Source organism: Pseudomonas sp. NFPP28, assembly GCF_900115535.1.
Classification (GTDB): domain Bacteria; phylum Pseudomonadota; class Gammaproteobacteria; order Pseudomonadales; family Pseudomonadaceae; genus Aquipseudomonas; species Aquipseudomonas extremorientalis.
This window is the reverse complement of the sequence record NZ_FOWT01000003.1, coordinates 21,850-40,097: the sequence shown is the minus strand read 5'-3', so window position 1 is coordinate 40,097 and position 18,248 is coordinate 21,850. Positions and strand designations below refer to the sequence as shown.

Sequence of the window (18,248 nt, the reverse complement as noted above, 5' to 3'; positions counted from 1 at the left end):
AACTAAATGTATAGGATCCTATAAACATCGCCAAGGACAATTTCATGAATACCTCATTGCGCATCGCCATCGTCGGCGCCGGCCCCGGCGGGTTGACCTTGGCGCGAATCCTTTACCGCCATGGCGTCCACGCCAGCGTATTTGAACGTGAACGCAGCCCGCTGGAGCGCCCACAAGGTGGCACGCTGGACCTGCATGCCGAATCCGGCCAACTCGCCTTGCAGCGTGCCGGCCTGGAGGAGGCATTCAAACGCATCGCCCGTTACGAAGACCAAGGCTCGCGCTTGATGGATCAGCACGGTCGCTTGCTGTTCGAAGCCCCCAACCCGGACGCAGGCGACCGCCCTGAAGTCGACCGTACCGCCTTGCGCCAGGCGCTGCTGGACTCACTGCCGCCAGACTGTGTGAGCTGGGGTGTCAGCGTCACCGACGTTCGCCCGACCGATGATGAACGTTGGACACTGCATCAAGGCGCCCTCACCCACGGCCCCTTCGACCTGGTGGTGGGTGCCGACGGCGCCTGGTCGAAAATACGCTCGCTGCTGTCGACCTATCAGCCGCAATACAGCGGGTTGACCTTCATCGAGTTCGGCATCGACGATGCAGACCGTCAGCACCCGCACCTCGCCGCACTGGTCGGCCGAGGCACCCTGCAGGTTGCCGGCGAAGCCAGGGCGATCATCGTGCAGCGCAACGCCAACGCGCATTTGCGCGGCTATGCGATCTTTCGCGTGCCATCAGACTGGGGCGCCGATCACCTCAGCCTGCCCGCACTGAAAGCCCAGTTCCATGGCTGGCACCCGCAGGTATTGGCATTGTTTGATGCGGCGAACGAGACGCTACTGGCGAGACCGATCCACGCCCTGCCCGTCGGCCATCGCTGGTGCCACCGCCTGGGGTTGACGCTGATCGGCGATGCGGCCCATCTGATGTCGCCGTTTGGCGGCGAAGGGGTGAACGCGGCGATGCTGGATGCGGCCGAACTGGCGCAGCACCTGCTGGAGACACCCGACTGCTCATCAGCAGTGCAGGCCTATGAAAACCACATGTTCGAACGAGTGATACCGGCGGCCCAGGGCAGCGCCGAAGCCGCCGCCATCCAGTTATCCCACGACAGCCTGGCGCTGTCCCTGGCCCACCTGCATCACCACCTCACGCCTCAGTAGCCCAACGACAGCCCCGTATTGCGACGCGGGTCATTCGCCCCATAGAAGCGGTTGTTACCCACCGGCTTGCCATCCAGGGACGGCGCGCCCACTAGGATCGCCGCCAGGTGGTTGGCATCCTGCGGACCGGCAAACTTGTGGCCCCAGCTTTCGAGGATCTTCTGGGTATCCGGACTCACTGCAAACCGCTCGAGGTTGGTGGTTTCCGGCATCCACTGCTGGTGGAAACGCGGTGCGTCCACGGCTTCCTGGATGTTCATCTTGTAGTCGATGACATTCAGGATGGTCAGCAAGGTCGCCGTGATGATGCGACTGCCACCCGGCGTACCGACCACCATCACCGCCTTGCCATCCTTGGTCACGATGGTCGGGCTCATCGACGACAGCGGCGCCTTGCCCGGTGCGATGGCGTTGGCTTCACCCTGGACCAGGCCGTACATGTTCGGCACGCCGACCTTGACGGTGAAGTCGTCCATTTCATCGTTGAGGATCACCCCGGTCTTGCTCGCCATTACGCCCGCACCGAACCAGTCGTTGAGGGTGTAAGTGACCGACACCGCGTTGCCCCACTTGTCGACGATGGAGTAGTGAGTGGTGTTGTTGCCTTCATGGGGCGACACGCCCGGCTTGATCGCCTGGGAATCGCCAGCTTTTTGCGGTTCGATGGCGTCACGCAGTTTGGCTGCGTAGTTTTTGTCCAGCAGGTGCTCGATCGGGTTCTTCACGAAGTCCGGGTCGCCGAGGTAGCTGTTGCGGTCCACGTAGGCGTGGCGCATGGCTTCGATCTGGTAGTGCAGGCCTTGGGCCGAGTGATAGCCCAGGTCGGCCATCGGGTAGCCTTCGAGAATGTTCATGATCTGGCAGATCACTACGCCCCCCGAGCTTGGAGGCGGTGCCGAGACCACGTGGTAGCCACGGTAGTCGCACTCGATGGGTGCCAGTTCGCGGGTCTTGTACTTGTCGAGGTCCGCCTGGGTGATGATGCCCTTGCCGGCCTGGCTGGAATCCACCAGCGCCTTGGCCACCCAGCCTTTATAGAAACCATCGCTGCCCTTGGCCGAGATTTCCTTGAGGGTCTTGGCCAGGTCTTTCTGCACCAGCTTCTGGCCGACCTGCATCGGCTGGCCGTTGTGCAGGAAGATTGCGCGCATGTCCTTGTCTTTTTCGAATTCTCCGGTGGCGGTGTGCAGCAGGTCGATATCGCCCTGCTCCAGGGCAAAGCCGTTTTCCGCCAGCTTGATCGCCGGGGCGATGACCTGGGCGCGCTTGAGGGTGCCGTATTTGCTCAGCGCCAGTTCCATGCCCGACACGGTGCCGGGGACGCCGACGGCCAGGTGGCCCTTGGCGCTAAGGCCGTCGATGACGTTGCCGTCCTTGTCCAGGTACATGTCGGCGGTCGCCGCCAACGGGGCTTTTTCGCGGAAGTCGAGGAAGGTCTTGCGCCCGTCCGCCAGTTGCACGGTCATGAAACCGCCGCCGCCCAGGTTACCCGCCGCCGGGTACACCACCGCCAGCGCATAGCCCACGGCGACGGCAGCGTCGACCGCATTACCGCCGGCCTTGAGCACGTCTACCCCCACATGAGTGGCCAAATGCTGGGCCGTTACCACCATGCCGTTTTCACCGGCCACCGGGGCCTGGGAAGCGGCCTGCACACCACTGACGGTCAACACCAGGGCGGTGGCAATCAAGGTACGGCTGAAAGGTTGGTATTTCATCCATGGCTACTCTAGTTATTGAGACGCACCAAAATAGCCCGTTGCGGATTTAATCCCCAGCGCAATGGCGTTTTTATTACAGAACTTGTCGGTCATGGAACGGACGTGAAAAAGCCCATGCTATATTTCGCGCCCTGACTGTCCTGCAAGGCGCTCTGACATGGTGATCAAGAAGACCGGCATTCGCGCCCAACAGGCCGACCAGACCCGCGCGCGCATCCTCCAGGCGGCGGTCAAGGTGTTCACCCGTGACGGTTATTCCGGCGGGCGCGTCGACAGCATTTCCAAGGAAGCCGACTCCAACGACCGCATGCTTTATTACTATTTCGGCAGCAAGGAACACCTGTTCGTCTGCGTGCTGGAACACATCTATGAGCAGTTCAACCAAGCCGAAAGCAAGCTCAAGCTGGACCTGGACGCACCGGAGCAGGCCCTGCGCGACCTGGTGGCGTTTATCTGGAATTACTACGTCAAGCACCCGGAATTCGTGGCGATCCTGAGCATCGAGAACCTGCACCAGGGCAAGCATGCCCAGCAATCCGGCGAGATGCGCAGGTTGTCCGGGGAGGCCGTGGGCGTCTTGAAGCCGATCATCGAAGCCGGCCAGGCCCAGGGCGTGTTTCGCCAGGATGTCGACCTCAAGCACGTGTACCTGATGATCGCCTCGCTCTGCTACTTCTATAACTCCAACCGGCATACCCTCAGCTCATTCCTCGGTGAAGACCTGGCGAACAAAGGGCAGCAGCGGGATTGGCTGGGGTTTATCAGCGATTTAGTGGTACGCGGCGTCACCCCGACCTCCCTGTAAGAACCGAATCCAACTGTGGGAGAGGGCTTGCCCGCGATAGCGGTGGGTCAGCTAAACATAGGCTGGCTGATGCACCGCCATCGGGGGCAAGCCCCCTCCCACATGTTTTACCCCATTGCGTCAATGGGTGCCGGGGTTGGCGCGCAGATGCGCCACCTTCTGCTCCAACCCCTTCCACTGCGTCGCATTCGGCGCAAATTGCCCGCGCAGATACGCCGCCAGATCCGCCACCTGGCTGTTCGACAGACTGTTCTTGAATCCCGGCATATACCCCAGGTCCTTGGTCGCCGGGTGGCTGATGCCTTGCAGAATCACCTTGATCAAGTTATCCGGCTGGTCGCTGTGCACATTGGTATTGGTCGCCAGCGACGGGCTTACCCCAAACAGCTTCGGCCCCAGCCCCTCGGCATGGCAGGCCTTGCATGAACCTTCAAATACGCGTCGGCCATTGGGATTCGGCACGCTGACAGCGGCCGCCACCTGGGCCTCGCCTGCGGCTTCGCCATTGAGCGACGCCAGGTACACCGCCATGGCGCGGATATCCGCCTTGGGCAGCTTGGACAATTCACTCACCACCGGTCCCATCGGACCTGCGGCCACGCCATGGGCGTCGGAATAGCCGGTACTCAGGTAGGTGAACAACTGGTCTTCGGTCCATGGCGTCGGCGCCTTGGACAGGCCGGTCAGTGCCGGTGCTTCCCATCCATCGACCATGCCCCCGGCCAGGAACGCCTTGCCGCCCTTCTCCGCTCCCATCACATTGCGAGGGGAATGACAGGCCGCACAATGCCCCAGGCCATTGACCAGGTAGTTGCCACGATTCCATTGCTCGCCACGCTCCGGCTGCGGAGTGATTTCGCCACGTCGCAGGTTCAGTGCATTCCACCCCGCCATCAACGGCCTGATGTTGAACGGAAAGCCCATGGCATTCGGCGTCGGCGCCTGGCTCACCGGCGCCTGGGACATCAGGTAGGCGTACAGCGCCTGCATGTCCGCATCGTTGATATTACGGAACGCCGTGTAGGGAAACGCCGGGTATAGGTTGCGCCCGTCGCGGCCGATACCGTCGCGCATCGCACGCTCGAACGCCGGGTACGACCAGGCACCGATGCCGGTCTCCACGTCCGGGGTGATATTGCTGCTGTACAGCGTGCCGAAGGGGGTTTGCATCGCCAGCCCACCGGCATTGGTCACGCCGCCCGGCGCCGTATGGCACACCGCGCAATCGCCGACTGCCGCGAGCAAGTGCCCGCGCTCCAGGGTGGCCTTGGACCAGGTGCCGGCGCTGGGCGGCGCAATCGGGGCGATTTCATTGTGGAACGGCCAGGCAGTCGCCAGCACCGCCCCCAGGGTGGCGAACAGCGCGCCGAACCACCATTTGCGCCGTTTCTCCGGCGACTTGGCCGGCTCGCCCAGGGTACCGGCATTCAGCGCCGCCAACACCCGCTCCGGGGTGATCGGCAACTCGCGAAAACGAATGCCGGTGGCGTCGTAGATCGCATTGGCAATCGCCGCCGCGCTGGGCACCGATGCCGACTCACCGGCGCCCAGGGGCGGCTGGTCCTGGCGCGGCATCATCATCACGTCAATCTGCGGCACTTCAGGGAAGGTCAGGATCGGGTAACCGCCCCACTCCTTGCTCGCCACCGTCGATTCTTCAAAGGTCACGCGCTCTTTCAGCACACGGCTGGTGGACTGGATCACATTGCCGTGGATCTGATGCTGCACCCCGGCCGGGTTGATCATCATCCCCGAGTCATGGCCGATCACCACGCGGGTCACCGACACATCGCCGGTCTGCTTGTCGATGGCTACGTCCGCCACCCACGCCGCCCACGCCGCGCCGAAACCGGGGAACTTGCTGTGGATGTAGCGCGCGTAGGCAAAGCCCCGGCCACGCAGCAGGTGGTCCTCATTGGCGGTCTGCATCGGCGCGGTGCGCGGGGCCCAATTGGCGCGCTCGGCGGTGGATTTGACCAGGTCGATGGCGCGTTCGTCCTTGAGGTAGCGCAGGCGATACTCCACCGGGTCGACACCAGCGGCGAAGGCCAGTTCATCGATATAGGATTCGTGGGCAAAGGTGTTGGGCAACGCCGACACGCCGCGCATCCACGAGGCGCGCACAATGGGCGCCATGTCGTTGATGCTCACGCGCATGTTGTCGATGTCGTAGGGCGGGATCGAGGTGCGGTCGCCCATCTCGAACATCGCCGCCACCGGTTCCACGCGGCCGGTCAGCAACAACGCCAGGGTTGGCGCGCCGTTGGAGGGGTAGCTGGTTTCAAAGTCGTAGGCGGCAATGCTGCCATCGGCGTTCAGGCCGCCATCCACATCCATCAACTGCGCAGTGCCCTTGGGCTCCCACAGGTGTTCCTGTTCACGGCTCAATTGCACGCGTACCGGTTTGCCGACTGCACGGGACAGCAACAAGGCATCGGCACACACATCATCCGCACAATTGCGCCCATAACAGCCGGCGGCTTCCATGCGGATCACATCGATCAACGCCTCATCACACTCCAGCAGCCACGCCAGGTCGGCGCGCAGCAGATGCGGATTCTGGCTGCCCGACCACACCCGGCTGCCGGCCGGCGAGTAATCCGCCACGCCACAGGAGGGGCCGATCGAGCCGTGCATCTGGTATGGCCACAGGTAACTGCGCGGCATGCGCTGGCTGGCACCCGCCAGGGCTTCATCGACATTGCCCTGGTCAAGCACGGTGCGGCGCACGCGAGGGTTGTCGCGGATGGCCTGCTCGACATCACGCATGTCCGGCAAGGCGTTGTTCCAGGGTTTCCAGTGCACCTGCAAGGCGCTGGCGGCCTTGATCGCCTGCTCCTCACGCAACGCGACCACGCCGACAAAATCGCGGATGACCACCACCGCAACAATGTCGGGAATATGGGCGATGGACGACTCATCCACGCTCAACAGGCTGTTGCCGACAAAATCGCCGCAATCCAGCCCCGCATACGGTGGGCGGATCACCCGGCCATGGAGCATGCCCGGTACGCGCATGTCGTGCACGTAAGTCAGCTCACCGGTGGCCTTACCGGGGATATCCACCCGTGCGGCGCCCTTGCCCACCAAGCGATAGTCCTCAGTGGCCTTTAGCGGCGCGTCGCCGCTGATGCGCAGTTGGTCGTGCTGGCCGCTGACCAGTTCGCTATAGGTGGTGGTGCGCCCATCCGGCGCTTGAATAACGCCAGCATCCACTTTCAGGCCGGCTGTACTCACGCCCCAGCGCCCCGCTGCCCGCGCCAACAGAAAACGCCGGGCTTCGGCGGCCGCGTTGCGCAGGGGGATTGCTGATATCTGCAACGTAGCGCTGGCAATCGTCGCGCCCTGGTTGGGCACGCGCTCGGTATCCCCAAGCACCATCTGCACCTGGTCCATCGCCAGGTCCAGTTCCTCGGCCACGATCTGCGCCAGCGACGTACGGATGCCGGTGCCCAGGTCCACATGGCCGTTGAACGCATACACCAGGCCGTCATCGTTGACCGCAATAAACAGCCCAAGCTCCTTGGGCTTGACCGTGGGCGTGCCACCCTTGGCCACCGGCCCCGAGGGCGGCAGCACATCATCGACGATCAACAGGACACCGGCCTTGGCCAGCCATTGGTCACGGGAAAGCGGAATGTTCGGCATGGTCATCACTCCACGGTCATCAGGCGGGCCGCACGCAGCACGGCGCGCAGGATTTCGATATGGGTGCCGCAGCGGCAGAGGTTGCCCGACAGCTCGTTGCGCACCTGGGCTTCGCTGGGGTTGGGGTTACGGTCGAGCAAGGCCTTGGCGGTCATGATCATGCCGTTGAGGCAGTAGCCACATTGCGCGGCCTGCTCGTCGATAAAGGCTTGTTGCACCGGGTGCGGCGCCTGGCGCGTGCCCAGGCCTTCGAGGGTGACAATCTCGCGGCCCACGGTCCCCGACAACGGAAACACGCAGGCGCGCGCCGCCACCCCATCGATGATCACGGTGCAGGCACCGCACTCCCCCAGGCCACAGCCATATTTGGGACCATTGAGTTCCAGGTCATTGCGCAGCACCAGCAACAGCGGCGTGTCCGCCATGGCGCTGACTTCGTGTGTTTGCCCGTTGACCTCAAGCGCTACTGTGATGTGCTGGCTGATCATGTGCTTCGCCCGTAACAGTTGATGAAGTACCCACTACATGAAACAGTCAAAAAAAAGCGTCGCGGACCTGGGGTCTCGCGACACACTTGACTGGTGAAGTGATTACTACACGAACTTAGAGCAAGATCGGTGCCAGGGGATGTTGTGGCGAGCGGGGATGTTGTGGTGAGGGGGGGCGCCCACCCCAATCAGTCCTGGGGATCGTCAATCATCTTGCGCAGCAGGAACAGCACCGCCACCCGTTCGGCGGGGTTGAGATTGCTCATGGTCAATTCACTGATCTGCGCGGCACGGGGCGTGGTCTGGGCGACCAGTTCGGCGCCTGCCGGGGACAGGTCCACCACCACCTTGCGCTTGTCCTGCGGGTCCGGTTCCAGGCTGATCAGTGCCTTGGCCTTGAGCCGCTCGACGATCCCACGGATGGTCGCCTGGTCCACCGCAGTCGCCTTGACCAACTCGGTCAGCGAACTTGCACCGTGATCGCGCAGTGCGCACAGGGTCACGAACTGCACGGCGGTGAGCTGTGAGTCGCCGACATTCTGCTGAAAGATCGCCAGGTGGCGCTGGTAGGCCTTGCGCAGCAGGTGGCCAACTTGTTCAGAAAAGACGTAGGAATCAGGCACGGCTTGGCTCGGTGGATGGCTGGCGATGGGGAAGCATGATGGCTTCGTTGTTGGATGCACTCAAGTTTCTCATGCTCGAATGTAGTCTACATGTGGGAGGGGGCTTGCCCCCGATGGCGGTGTATCAGCGAGCTAATTTCCAGCTGCTCCTCCGCCATCGGGGGCAAGCCCCCTCCCACACGGGTTAATCAGCGGGCCAGGGAGCCTGCTGGCGCAACCACATCCCCTGCAATCACGACGGCCTCATCATCCAGGTACACATCGCAATTGCGCAGCGGAATGTCCATATGGCACGGCGTCTTGCGTGTCCCGCCGACTTCGGTGTTCGGCCCGGTGGAGAACAGGAAATTGCCATAGAACGCCCGCGCATCCATGCACATGCCGTCGTTCTTGTCGTGCAGGCCCATGGCGGTCCACTGCGCCCGTGGCTGCAGGCCCCAGCCGATATGGGAGATGCCGTACACCTCGGGGTCGTTGAAGTACTTCATGTAGTCACGCAGGTACTCGGCCTCGAACCCCCCGTGGATCTTCGTGATGAAGCCCTTCTCGATCTCCAGGGTGATCTTCTCGCGGGTGTAGGTCTTGAAGGGCAGCAGGATGTCGCCGATGTCCAGCACCAGCACGCCCTCGGCGGTTTCTTCGTTGGGCCAGGAAAACAGGAAACCGCTGGGCCAGTGGTCCCAGCGCCCCGGTTCATCGGCAAAGCCGTATTCGGTCACGCAGGGGTATTGCCCCAGGGCGGCACGGAAGTCACTGCCGGCGCGGGATTTGACATGGATCGAACGCGCCTTCTTCAACAACTGCTCGGCCGCCAGCACACGCACCTTGTCCTCTTCGGTGGGCAGCATGCGCGCCAGCACTTCCGGAGGTTCCACGGCCAGCAGGATGCGCGTGCCGGTCTTGAGGATCTGCTCCTGCTCCGGCGAGTGCAGCAGCATCATGGTGTCGATGATCAGATCCGCCGCCTCCAGGGCGCGCTGGGCGGCGATATTACCGGTGAGCGCGGTGTCGCCGCAGTAGGCGGTCATGTCGTTGCCCATGGCCTTGGGATGGTTGAACGATGGCAACTCCACCGCATACACCTTGGCCCCCAGGCGCTGCGCGGCGTCCATCGCGGCGCGCACGGTGCGCGGGTCGGAATAATGGCTCTTGAGCACGGCGACGCTCTGGGTCGGGTCGACCCTGGACAGCTTCAACACGTGCTCGAACATCTGGGTCAATTCGCAATCGCTTACCGGCATTTTCCTGTCTCCTGTGGGCCCGCACCAAGTTCAGGCACTGCGCTTCACTCTAGTGCACTTTTGTAGCGTATACGCCATTTAATAACGATAAGACCCGAATTACGAACAGACTGCAAGCGGCGCGCCACAACGTTACCTATCGGAACAACTCCAATGTTAATTGGCTACATGTCGTTACACAGGAGCCGTACGGCCAGAAAATAAATTTTCAGAGACAGGCTTCCCATTTCAAAAAATGAGCGTATACACTTTAAAAACCTTGCGGACAGACGCTACCGAAAATCACAAAGACAGAGGAATACGCCCCATGGGAAGCACGCAAATAATCGCCATCGTCGGCGCAGGCCTGGGCGGTGCCGCCGCTGCCACCCTGTTGCAGCAAGCCGGCTTCGACGTGGATGTATATGAGCAGGCGTCGGAGTTTTCCCGATTGGGCGCGGGGATCCACATGGGCCCCAATATCATGAAAATCTTTCGCCGCATGGGCATCGAAAAGCAGTTGGACCTGATGGGCTCGCACCCCGAGCACTGGTTCAGCCGCTGCGGCGAAACCGGCGACTACCTCTCGCGCATCCCGCTCACCGGCTACGGCGCGTCCTACATCACGGTGCACCGTGGCGACCTGCATGCGCTGCAAATGTCCACCCTCAAGCCCGGCACCCTGCACTTCAACAAGCGCCTGGAAAGCCTTGAGGAAACCGACACCCAGGTGCGCCTGACCTTCGCCGACGGCCAAGTGACCTACGCCGACATCGTGATCGGCGCCGACGGCATCAATTCCAAGATCCGCGAAGAACTGCTGGGCGTGGAAAAACCGCTGTACAGCGGCTGGGTCGCACACCGCGCACTGATCCGTGGCGACCAACTCGCCAAGTACGACTTGAAGTTCGAAGACTGCATCAAGTGGTGGACCGAGGACCGCCACATGATGGTCTACTACACCACCGGCAAACGCGACGAGTACTACTACGTGACCGGCGTACCCCACGCCGAATGGGACTTCCAGGGCGCGTTCGTCGACAGCAGCCGCGAAGAGATGTTCGACGCCTTCAAGGGCTACCACCCCACTGTGCAAGCCTTGATCGAATCCACCGACAGCGTGACCAAATGGCCGCTGCGCAACCGCAACCCACTGCCGCTGTGGAGCCGTGGTCGCCTGGTATTGCTCGGCGACGCCTGTCACCCGATGAAACCGCATATGGCCCAGGGCGCCGGCATGGCCATCGAAGACGCCGCCATGCTCACCCGCTGCCTGCAGGAAACCGGCATCAGCGACTACCGCACCGCCTTCGAGCTGTACGAAGCCAACCGCAAGGAACGTGCCTCCCGGGTGCAGGCAGTGTCCAACGCCAACACCTGGCTGCGCACCCAGGAAGACCCGGCCTGGGTCTACGGCTATGACCTGTACGCCCAGGAACTGAAATCGGGGGTGGCCGCGTGAGCACCTTCCTCTACGGTGGCAACGTGCAGGCCAACGGCATTCGCCAGCATTACTTGCGTTACGGCGGCAAAGGCCCGGCGTTGATCCTGATCCCGGGCATCACCAGCCCGGCGATCACCTGGGGGTTCGTCGCGGAGCGCCTGGGCGCACAGTTCGACACCTATGTGCTGGACGTGCGCGGTCGCGGGCTGTCCTCCACCGGCCCCGAACTCGACTACAGCGCGGACACCTGCGCCGACGACATCGGTGCCTTTGCCGATGCGCTGAACCTGGACAGCTATCACCTGATGGGCCATTCCATGGGCGCCCGTTTTGCCTTGCGCAGTGCGGTCAAACATCCGCAGGGCGTGAAGCGCGTGGTGCTGATCGACCCGCCGGTGTCTGGCCCGGGTCGGCGTGAGTACCCGAGCAAACTGCCGTGGTACGTGGATTCGATCCGCCAATCCCTGGTCGGCATGGATGCCGAGGCGATGCGCGCCTTCTGTGCCACCTGGACCGACGAACAACTGCAACTGCGTGCCGAATGGCTGCACACCTGTTTTGAGCCCGCCATCGTGCGCGCCTTCAATGATTTCCACACCGTGGATTTCCACCAGGACCTGCCCCACCTCAAGGCCCCTGCCCTGTTGATGGTGGCCGGTCGCGGCGGGGTGATCCTCGATGAGGACATTGCCGAAATTCAGGGCCTGCAACCGCGCATCCAGGTCGCCCGCGTACCCAACGCCGGGCACATGATTCCGTGGGATGACTTCGACGGTTTCTTCCACGCCCTCGGCGACTTCCTCACACTATAAAAACGGAGACCACCATGCAGAAGCCTTACCGCATCGGCCAGATCGTGCCGAGCTCCAACACCACCATGGAAACCGAAATCCCGGCGATGCTTACCGCGCGCCAGGCGATCCGTCCCGAGCGCTTTACCTTTCACTCCAGCCGCATGCGCATGAAGCAGGTGCGCAAGGAAGAACTGGCGGCCATGGACGGTGAGTCCGACCGTTGCGCCGTCGAGTTGTCCGACGCCAATGTAGACGTGCTGGGTTATGCGTGCCTGGTGGCGATCATGGCCATGGGGCTGGGGTATCACCGCAACTCCGAACAACGCCTGCGCAAGGCCACTGCCGACAACGATGCCAACGCCCCGGTCATCACCAGCGCCGGCGCCTTGATCGAAGGCCTGAAAGTCATGGGCGCCAAGCGCATCGCGATTGTTGCACCGTACATGAAGCCATTGACCGAACTGGTGGTGAACTACATCCGCGAAGAAGGCTTTGATGTGGTGGACTGGCGCGCCCTGGAGATCCCCGACAACCTCGAAGTGGCCCGCCACGACCCGGCCAACCTGCCGGCCATCGTCGCCGGCATGAACCTGGAAGGTGTCGACGTGATCGTGCTGTCCGCCTGCGTGCAGATGCAGTCGCTGCCGGTGGTGGCCAAGGTCGAGGCGCAAACCGGCAAGCCGGTGCTCACCGCCGCTATCGCCACCACCTACGCCATGCTCAAGGCCCTGGACCTTGAGCCCATCGTACCCGGCGCGGGAGCCCTGCTCTCCGGCGCCTATTAATGTGTGGCGAGCGGGCTTCTGTGGCAAGCGGGCAAGTTGTGGCGAGCGGGCTTGCCCCGCGTTGGGCTGCGAAGCGGCCCAAAAAAAAGCGGGAGCGCTACGCACTCCAACGCGGGACAAGCCCGCTCGCCACAAGGTAAGTGCACTGTCCAGAATGAGGGGGTTAAACGATGAGCGAACAATCCGCCGACGCCAATTACCAGGGCGTATGGGGCAACCGCATCGGCTTTGGCAAAAAGGCCGCGCTGTTGATGATCGATTTCATGCAAGGCTACACCACCGAAGGCGCGCCGCTGTTCGCGCCGGGTGTGGTCACAGCCGTGGCTGAAAGCGTGGAGCTGCTGGCCAGCGCGCGCCAGCACGGGATTGCAGTCGTCCACACCAATATCCGCTACCATCCCGGCCATTTCCTGGATGGAGGCATATGGGTCAAGAAGGCCCCGGTGATGAAAGACATGGTCGAAGGCAACCCACTGGCCGCGTTCTGCGCCGAGGTACTGCCCCAGGCCGATGAAGTGGTGATCACCAAACAGTACGCCAGTGCGTTTTTCGGCAGCAGCCTGGCGCCGATGCTGCATGCACAGGGCATCGACACCGTGGTACTGGCCGGGTGTTCCACCAGCGGCTGCATCCGCGCCACGGCGGTGGATGCAGTGCAACACGGGTTTCGCACCATCGTCGTGCGCGAATGCGTCGGCGACCGGCACCCGGCCCCCCATGAAGCCAATCTGTTCGATATCGACAGCAAGTATGGCGACGTGGTGAGCAAGCAGGAGGCAATGCGCAAATTCAGGGAGCAATAAACGGTACCGAGAATCGCGCCATAGAGTGCGGTCTCGCCTAAAACTGGGGTACACGCCCCAGTCTTCTGACACTGCCTTTGGACGTCGCTTCTACAGCACTCCGAAGTGCTGGAACAAAAGCGGCTGTATAAAAACCATAAGTCACCGCCAGGAGACACCCCATGCCCATTGCGAATGCAGCGCCGGCGACCACGGTCGCCGATCCCGTCAACACGCTTTACCACAAGATCACCTGGAAACTGATTCCGTTCCTGTGCTTCTGTTATCTGGCCGCCTATCTGGACCGGATCAATATCGGTTTCGCCAAATTGCAGATGCTCGACCAGTTGCAGTTCAGCGAAACCGCGTTCGGCCTCGGTGCCGGCCTGTTCTTTGTCGGCTACATCATCTTTGAAGTGCCAAGCAACCTGGTGCTGGAACGGGTCGGCGCGAAGATCTGGATCGCGCGCATCATGATCACCTGGGGCCTGCTCTCGGCCTGCACCATGCTGGTCACCTCCACCACCCAGTTCTACATCCTGCGCTTTTTGCTCGGCGCGGCCGAAGCGGGCTTTCTACCGGGCGTGCTGTACTACCTGACCACCTGGTTCCCCACCCACCGACGTGGGCGCATCATCGCGCTGTTCATGATCGGCCTGCCGCTGTCCAGCGTGATCGGCGGCCCGCTGTCCGGCTGGATCATGGGTCACTTCGACCACATCGGCGGTCTGCGCGGCTGGCAGTGGCTGTTCCTGATCGAGGCGGTGCCCAGCGTATTGCTCGGCGTGCTGACCTTCTGGGCGCTGCCCAACACCTACCAGCAAGCCAAATGGCTGTCGGACGAGGAAAAGGCCCTGCTGGAAACCGAACTGCACAAGGACGACGCCGATGGCACCGCCAGCAAGCACAGCTTCCGCGACGGGTTCTTCAACCTCAAGGTGTGGATGCTCGGCGGTATCGACTTCTCGATCCTGCTCAGCGCCTACGCCATGGGTTTCTGGATGCCGACGTTCATCCGCAACGCCGGGGTCACCGACACCTTCCATATCGGTGTGCTCACCGCCTTGCCGAGCGTCGCCGCCCTGCTCGGCATGCTGTTGATCGGCGCCAGTTCCGACAAACACCGCGAACGCCGCTGGCACATCATCGTGCCGTTTTTCATCGGCGCGGCGGCGATGGCCACCAGCACCTTCTTCACCCATAACGTAGCGGCCACCGTGGCGCTGTTCGCGATTGCTTCGGCGGCGATCATCGGCGCGGTGCCGGTGTTTTTCAGCCTGCCGGCGACGTTCCTCAAAGGCACCGCGGCGGCCACCGGCTTTGCCCTGGCCTGTTCGGTGGCGAATATTGCCGGTCTGGTGAGCAACTCGTTGATGGGCGTTGCGATTGACGTCACAGGCAGCAGCGCGGGTGCCTTGTGGTTTTTCGCCGGCTGCCTGATTCTCAGCAGCTTCCTGGTCATCGCCTTGCCGGCGAAACTGGTGAACCGCTGATAACCCCAATTATTCCGGATGAACCACCATGCAAGGCTTCTTGATAGGCACGCAGAAGGCCAAGGTGGTGTTCGGTGTCGACCAGAAGAAATTCCGGGATGGCTACGTCAACCTCGTGACCCTGCCGACGCCGGTCAAGCACTGACCGGCCGGGCGCTCTCACCTTGCGTGGGAGCGCATTCTTTTTCAGTCGCTCAGCGTTGAGTACATATCCGTTATTGGTCAACGGTTATGCACTTATCAATCACCTCACGCAAAACCACTACAATCCCCACCGCATCCGACATAGAAGCCACATTGGTAAACCCCATCAACACCCCCTGCCCCCGCCCAGTCTCAAGCGTCCAGGAAGACAGTGCCTGCACCGCCAACCCCGCTCTACCAGCGGCCTCAGCCACGACAAGGTCCGGCACATCCACCACCAACCGCGCCAGCAAATTAATCCCGCCCGCCTGCTCATCCACCCGCAGATACCCCGCACAATGCACGCGCAACGCCTCCACCAGGTACGCCCTGCGCTGCGCATACAACAGGCGCATCTTCTTCAAATGCCGGGTGAAATGCCCCTGCTCGAGAAAATCCGCCGCAGTCAATTGCAACAACTGCGCCCCACGCTGCTGCAACGCCTCGGCCGCACGTTCAAACGCCGACACCAACGACACAGGCACCACCAGATACCCCAAGCGCAACCCCGGGAACAGCATCTTGCTGAAACTTCCGGCATAGATCACTCGGTCATCCGTATCCTGGCTCTTGAGCGCCGCCAAAGGCTGCCCGCGATAGCGAAATTCACTGTCATAGTCATCCTCTACCACCCAACTGCCCTGCTCTCGCGCCCATTCCAGCAAGGCCTGCCGCCGCAGCGGGTTCAACGCCACACCCAAGGGGCTCTGATGCGCCGGGGTGACTATCGCCAGTCGCGCCCCACGCCCCCGTGCAATGCCCTGCGCGACATCCAGCCCATCGCGATCCACCGGCACCGGCACCAGTTCCACACCGCGATGCCTCAACAACTGCCGCGCATGCAAGTACCCGGGGTCTTCGAACCAGCAGCGCTGCCCCGCCATCGCCAGCGTTTCGCAGACCAGGGTGAGGCCGCCCGCATACCCGGCACATACAAACACCTGCTGGGGCGTGCACTCCACGCCGCGATACAACGCCAGGTAGCTGGCAATCGCCACACGCAGCGCCTGGGTGCCGCGCACGTCGCCCATCGCCAGGCTGTCCGCATCGGTGCGGCGCACTTGCTGGGTCACCAGGCGCGCCCACAATTTGCGGGGGAACGCATCCAGGGCGGGCAGGCCCATTTGCAACGGCCGAGGGCCTGAAGTCACCGGCAGCGCAACCGGCATGGGTTTCACCGACACCTGCGGCAGCGCCTCGGCAATCACGGTCCCCGCTTGCCCGCGCGCCTCGAAGAAACCTTCGCTGACCAGCAGTTGATACGCCGCCTCCACCGTGCCCCGCGCCACCTTGAGCTCCTGGGCCAGCGCCCGCACCGAGGGCACGCGCTCGCCGGCGCGCAATTGGCCCTGGTCGATGGCCTGGCGAAAACGCCGGTAGATTTCCTGGTATTTGGGCAGTGACGACATCGCAAGTGGCTCGGCGGGAAGACAGGCCGAAGTCTGATCATGTCCCAACCCACTTGTCCAATCATGCCCCTGTCAGGCCACCTGGCCAGCCACGAAAATGGCGCATCTCTTCACCGCAATAAGGATCGCCCATGAAACACCGTCTCGACTACGCCCTGGCCGCCCCCGCCGGTTATAAAGCCCTGGGCTCGGTGCACAGCTATATCCACGGCTGCGGCCTGGAAAAAGAACTGATCGACCTGGTGTACCTGCGGGTCTCGCAACTCAACGGCTGCGCCTATTGCCTGGACAGCCATTCCCGCGACCTGCTCAAGCTGGGCGTAAGCCTGGAAAAAATCATGCTGCTGGCCGCCTGGCGCGAGGGTCTGCCGCTGTACACCCCGCGTGAGCAGGCCGCCCTGGCCTGGGCCGAAGTGGTGACGCCGGTCGCGCAAACCCAGGTGCCGGATGCGGATTACGCACAGGTCGCGGCGGTGTTCAGCGACAAGGAACTCGCCGACCTGACCCTGGCCATCGGCTTGATGAACGCCCTCAATCGTGTCGCCATCAGCTTTCGCAAAGTGCCGGCGGCAATCAAGGCTCACCTGGAGAACCACGGCCATGAATGAACACGTCGAGTTCGTCCAGATGGAAACCGAGGCCGATTGCGTCGCCAGCTTTGCAGTGATGCAGCAGCTGCGCCCGCACCTCACCGACGCCAAGGCGTTCGCCGAGCAAGTCCAGCGCCAACGGCAAAACGGCTATCGCCTGCTCGCCGCGCGGGAACACGGCCAGGTGATCGGCCTGGCCGGCTACCGGTTGACCGAAAACACCCTGTATGGCCGCTTTATCTACATCGATGACCTGGTGGTAGACGCCACGTTGCAGCGGCGCCGCCTCGGTGAACGACTGCTTGACCACGTGCGTGACGCAACCCGCGCCCACGGCTATCGCTGGCTGGTGCTGGACACCGGCATGCACATGGCCCTGGCCCAACGCTTCTATTTCCGCCAGGGCCTGTTGCCCCTGGGCATGCACTTTTCCCAGGACCTCAGCCAATGACTCGCGCCCTGCTCCTCGGTTTCAGCCCCCACGGTAAAGCCGCGCAGACCTTCAAACTGGCCCGTGCCCTGCTGCGCGACCTGGTACCGGATGCCGAGGTGACCGAGCGTGACTATGGCGGCCAGGCGCTGCCGCCGCTGACCCGTGAATATGCCAACGCACTCACCACAGCGGGGGGCTTGAGCGGCAAGGCGACGGCACTCTCGGAACAGTTGATCGTGGAACTGGAAGCCTGCGACCTGCTGATCCTGTGCACCCCGGTGCACAATTTCACCGTGCCGGCGGCGCTCAAGGCCTGGATCGACCACGTGGTGCGCATCCACCGCAGCTTTACGGTGAATGCGCAATTGGCCAAGGTCGGCTTGCTGGAGGACCGGCGCACCTTTGTGCTGGTCAGCTCGGGTAACGCCCGCAAAGGCCATGAACCGGACTTCCTTACCCCGTACATGACCGCGATCCTGGCGACGGTGGGTATTGAGTCGGTAGATTTTGTGTACCTGCCGGCCATGGTGCGCGGTGAAGAAGCGGTCAATCGCGCGCTGGAACAGGCCCATCGGCAACTGTCGCTCGCAATCAGCTCTGGCCTATAAAAATAATGGCGCTAGAATCAGCGCCATTCCTGCGCCTGACGCCCTGATACGAGCCC

At 62.6% G+C, this 18,248-nt stretch carries 16 protein-coding genes and 1 pseudogene; 11 read left to right on the top strand and 6 right to left on the bottom strand.

Annotation, left to right across the window (positions count from 1 at the left end):
• The first annotated feature begins 44 nt into the window (after positions 1-44).
• Entirely contained in the window at positions 45-1,166 is a 1,122-nt protein-coding gene (locus BM110_RS08935; RefSeq protein ID WP_093513192.1) for an FAD-dependent oxidoreductase, read from the top strand.
• Here the strand turns inward: BM110_RS08935 and ggt are convergent.
• Positions 1,160-2,884, bottom strand: a complete 1,725-nt coding sequence (gene ggt, locus BM110_RS08930; protein WP_071488448.1) for a gamma-glutamyltransferase — start codon at positions 2,882-2,884, stop codon at positions 1,160-1,162. The two genes, BM110_RS08935 and ggt, sit on opposite strands and share 7 nt — an antisense overlap.
• A 160-nt stretch (positions 2,885-3,044) precedes the next feature.
• On the opposite strand from ggt, the gene BM110_RS08925 reads away from it, so the two are divergent.
• Positions 3,045-3,692: a TetR/AcrR family transcriptional regulator gene (locus BM110_RS08925; RefSeq protein WP_093513191.1), complete on the top strand. Its 648-nt coding sequence runs from the start codon at positions 3,045-3,047 to the stop codon at positions 3,690-3,692.
• A gap of 120 nt (positions 3,693-3,812) precedes the next feature.
• Here BM110_RS08925 and BM110_RS08920 read toward each other — a convergent pair whose 3' ends face one another.
• The 4 genes from BM110_RS08920 to BM110_RS08905 form a co-directional block, all read right to left on the bottom strand.
• Positions 3,813-7,346 (bottom strand): molybdopterin cofactor-binding domain-containing protein, encoded by a 3,534-nt coding sequence (locus BM110_RS08920; RefSeq protein ID WP_093513190.1) that lies wholly within the window; start codon positions 7,344-7,346, stop codon positions 3,813-3,815.
• Positions 7,346-7,828, bottom strand: coding sequence for a (2Fe-2S)-binding protein (locus tag BM110_RS08915; RefSeq protein WP_071488450.1), 483 nt, complete (start codon positions 7,826-7,828; stop codon positions 7,346-7,348). Before BM110_RS08915 ends, BM110_RS08920 begins: the two co-directional genes overlap by 1 nt.
• 188 nt (positions 7,829-8,016) lie before the next feature.
• Positions 8,017-8,451, bottom strand: coding sequence for a MarR family winged helix-turn-helix transcriptional regulator (locus tag BM110_RS08910; protein WP_092250227.1), 435 nt, complete (start codon positions 8,449-8,451; stop codon positions 8,017-8,019).
• Between the two features lie 188 nt (positions 8,452-8,639).
• Positions 8,640-9,692, bottom strand: a complete 1,053-nt coding sequence (locus tag BM110_RS08905) for a 2,5-dihydroxypyridine 5,6-dioxygenase (RefSeq protein ID WP_093513189.1) — start codon at positions 9,690-9,692, stop codon at positions 8,640-8,642.
• Between the two features lie 307 nt (positions 9,693-9,999).
• On the opposite strand from BM110_RS08905, the gene BM110_RS08900 reads away from it, so the two are divergent.
• From BM110_RS08900 to BM110_RS29300, 6 genes and pseudogenes are all read left to right on the top strand, one after another.
• Positions 10,000-11,133 carry an FAD-dependent monooxygenase gene (locus tag BM110_RS08900; RefSeq protein ID WP_093513188.1) on the top strand — a complete coding sequence of 378 codons (1,134 nt, stop codon included), beginning with the start codon at positions 10,000-10,002 and terminating at the stop codon, positions 11,131-11,133.
• Positions 11,130-11,927, top strand: a complete 798-nt coding sequence (locus tag BM110_RS08895; RefSeq protein ID WP_093513187.1) for an alpha/beta fold hydrolase — start codon at positions 11,130-11,132, stop codon at positions 11,925-11,927. Before BM110_RS08900 ends, BM110_RS08895 begins: the two co-directional genes overlap by 4 nt.
• A gap of 14 nt (positions 11,928-11,941) precedes the next feature.
• Complete coding sequence (locus BM110_RS08890; protein WP_093513186.1) at positions 11,942-12,694, top strand: maleate cis-trans isomerase family protein; 753 nt, start codon at positions 11,942-11,944, stop codon at positions 12,692-12,694.
• A gap of 170 nt (positions 12,695-12,864) precedes the next feature.
• Complete coding sequence (locus BM110_RS08885) at positions 12,865-13,497, top strand: N-carbamoylsarcosine amidohydrolase (protein WP_058426134.1); 633 nt, start codon at positions 12,865-12,867, stop codon at positions 13,495-13,497.
• Between the two features lie 161 nt (positions 13,498-13,658).
• Complete coding sequence (locus tag BM110_RS08880; RefSeq protein ID WP_071489532.1) at positions 13,659-14,969, top strand: MFS transporter; 1,311 nt, start codon at positions 13,659-13,661, stop codon at positions 14,967-14,969.
• 31 nt (positions 14,970-15,000) lie between these two features.
• A pseudogene (locus BM110_RS29300) lies at positions 15,001-15,114 on the top strand (nucleoside hydrolase); the annotation flags it as partial.
• Between the two features lie 70 nt (positions 15,115-15,184).
• Here the strand turns inward: BM110_RS29300 and BM110_RS08875 are convergent.
• Positions 15,185-16,561 (bottom strand): MocR-like pyridoxine biosynthesis transcription factor PdxR, encoded by a 1,377-nt coding sequence (locus BM110_RS08875; RefSeq protein WP_093120928.1) that lies wholly within the window; start codon positions 16,559-16,561, stop codon positions 15,185-15,187.
• A gap of 131 nt (positions 16,562-16,692) precedes the next feature.
• Between BM110_RS08875 and BM110_RS08870 the strand changes: the two genes are divergently transcribed.
• From BM110_RS08870 to BM110_RS08860, 3 genes are read left to right on the top strand one after another with little or no spacing between them, the layout of a single operon-like run.
• A complete protein-coding gene (locus BM110_RS08870) occupies positions 16,693-17,169 on the top strand; it encodes a carboxymuconolactone decarboxylase family protein (protein WP_093120927.1) in 477 nt (158 codons plus the stop codon).
• On the top strand, positions 17,162-17,602 hold the full coding sequence (locus tag BM110_RS08865) for a GNAT family N-acetyltransferase (protein ID WP_093513185.1): 441 nt from the start codon (positions 17,162-17,164) through the stop codon (positions 17,600-17,602). The genes BM110_RS08870 and BM110_RS08865 overlap by 8 nt, the downstream gene beginning before the upstream one ends.
• Positions 17,599-18,192: an FMN-dependent NADH-azoreductase gene (locus tag BM110_RS08860; RefSeq protein ID WP_093513184.1), complete on the top strand. Its 594-nt coding sequence runs from the start codon at positions 17,599-17,601 to the stop codon at positions 18,190-18,192. Before BM110_RS08865 ends, BM110_RS08860 begins: the two co-directional genes overlap by 4 nt.
• Positions 18,193-18,248 lie beyond the last annotated feature (56 nt).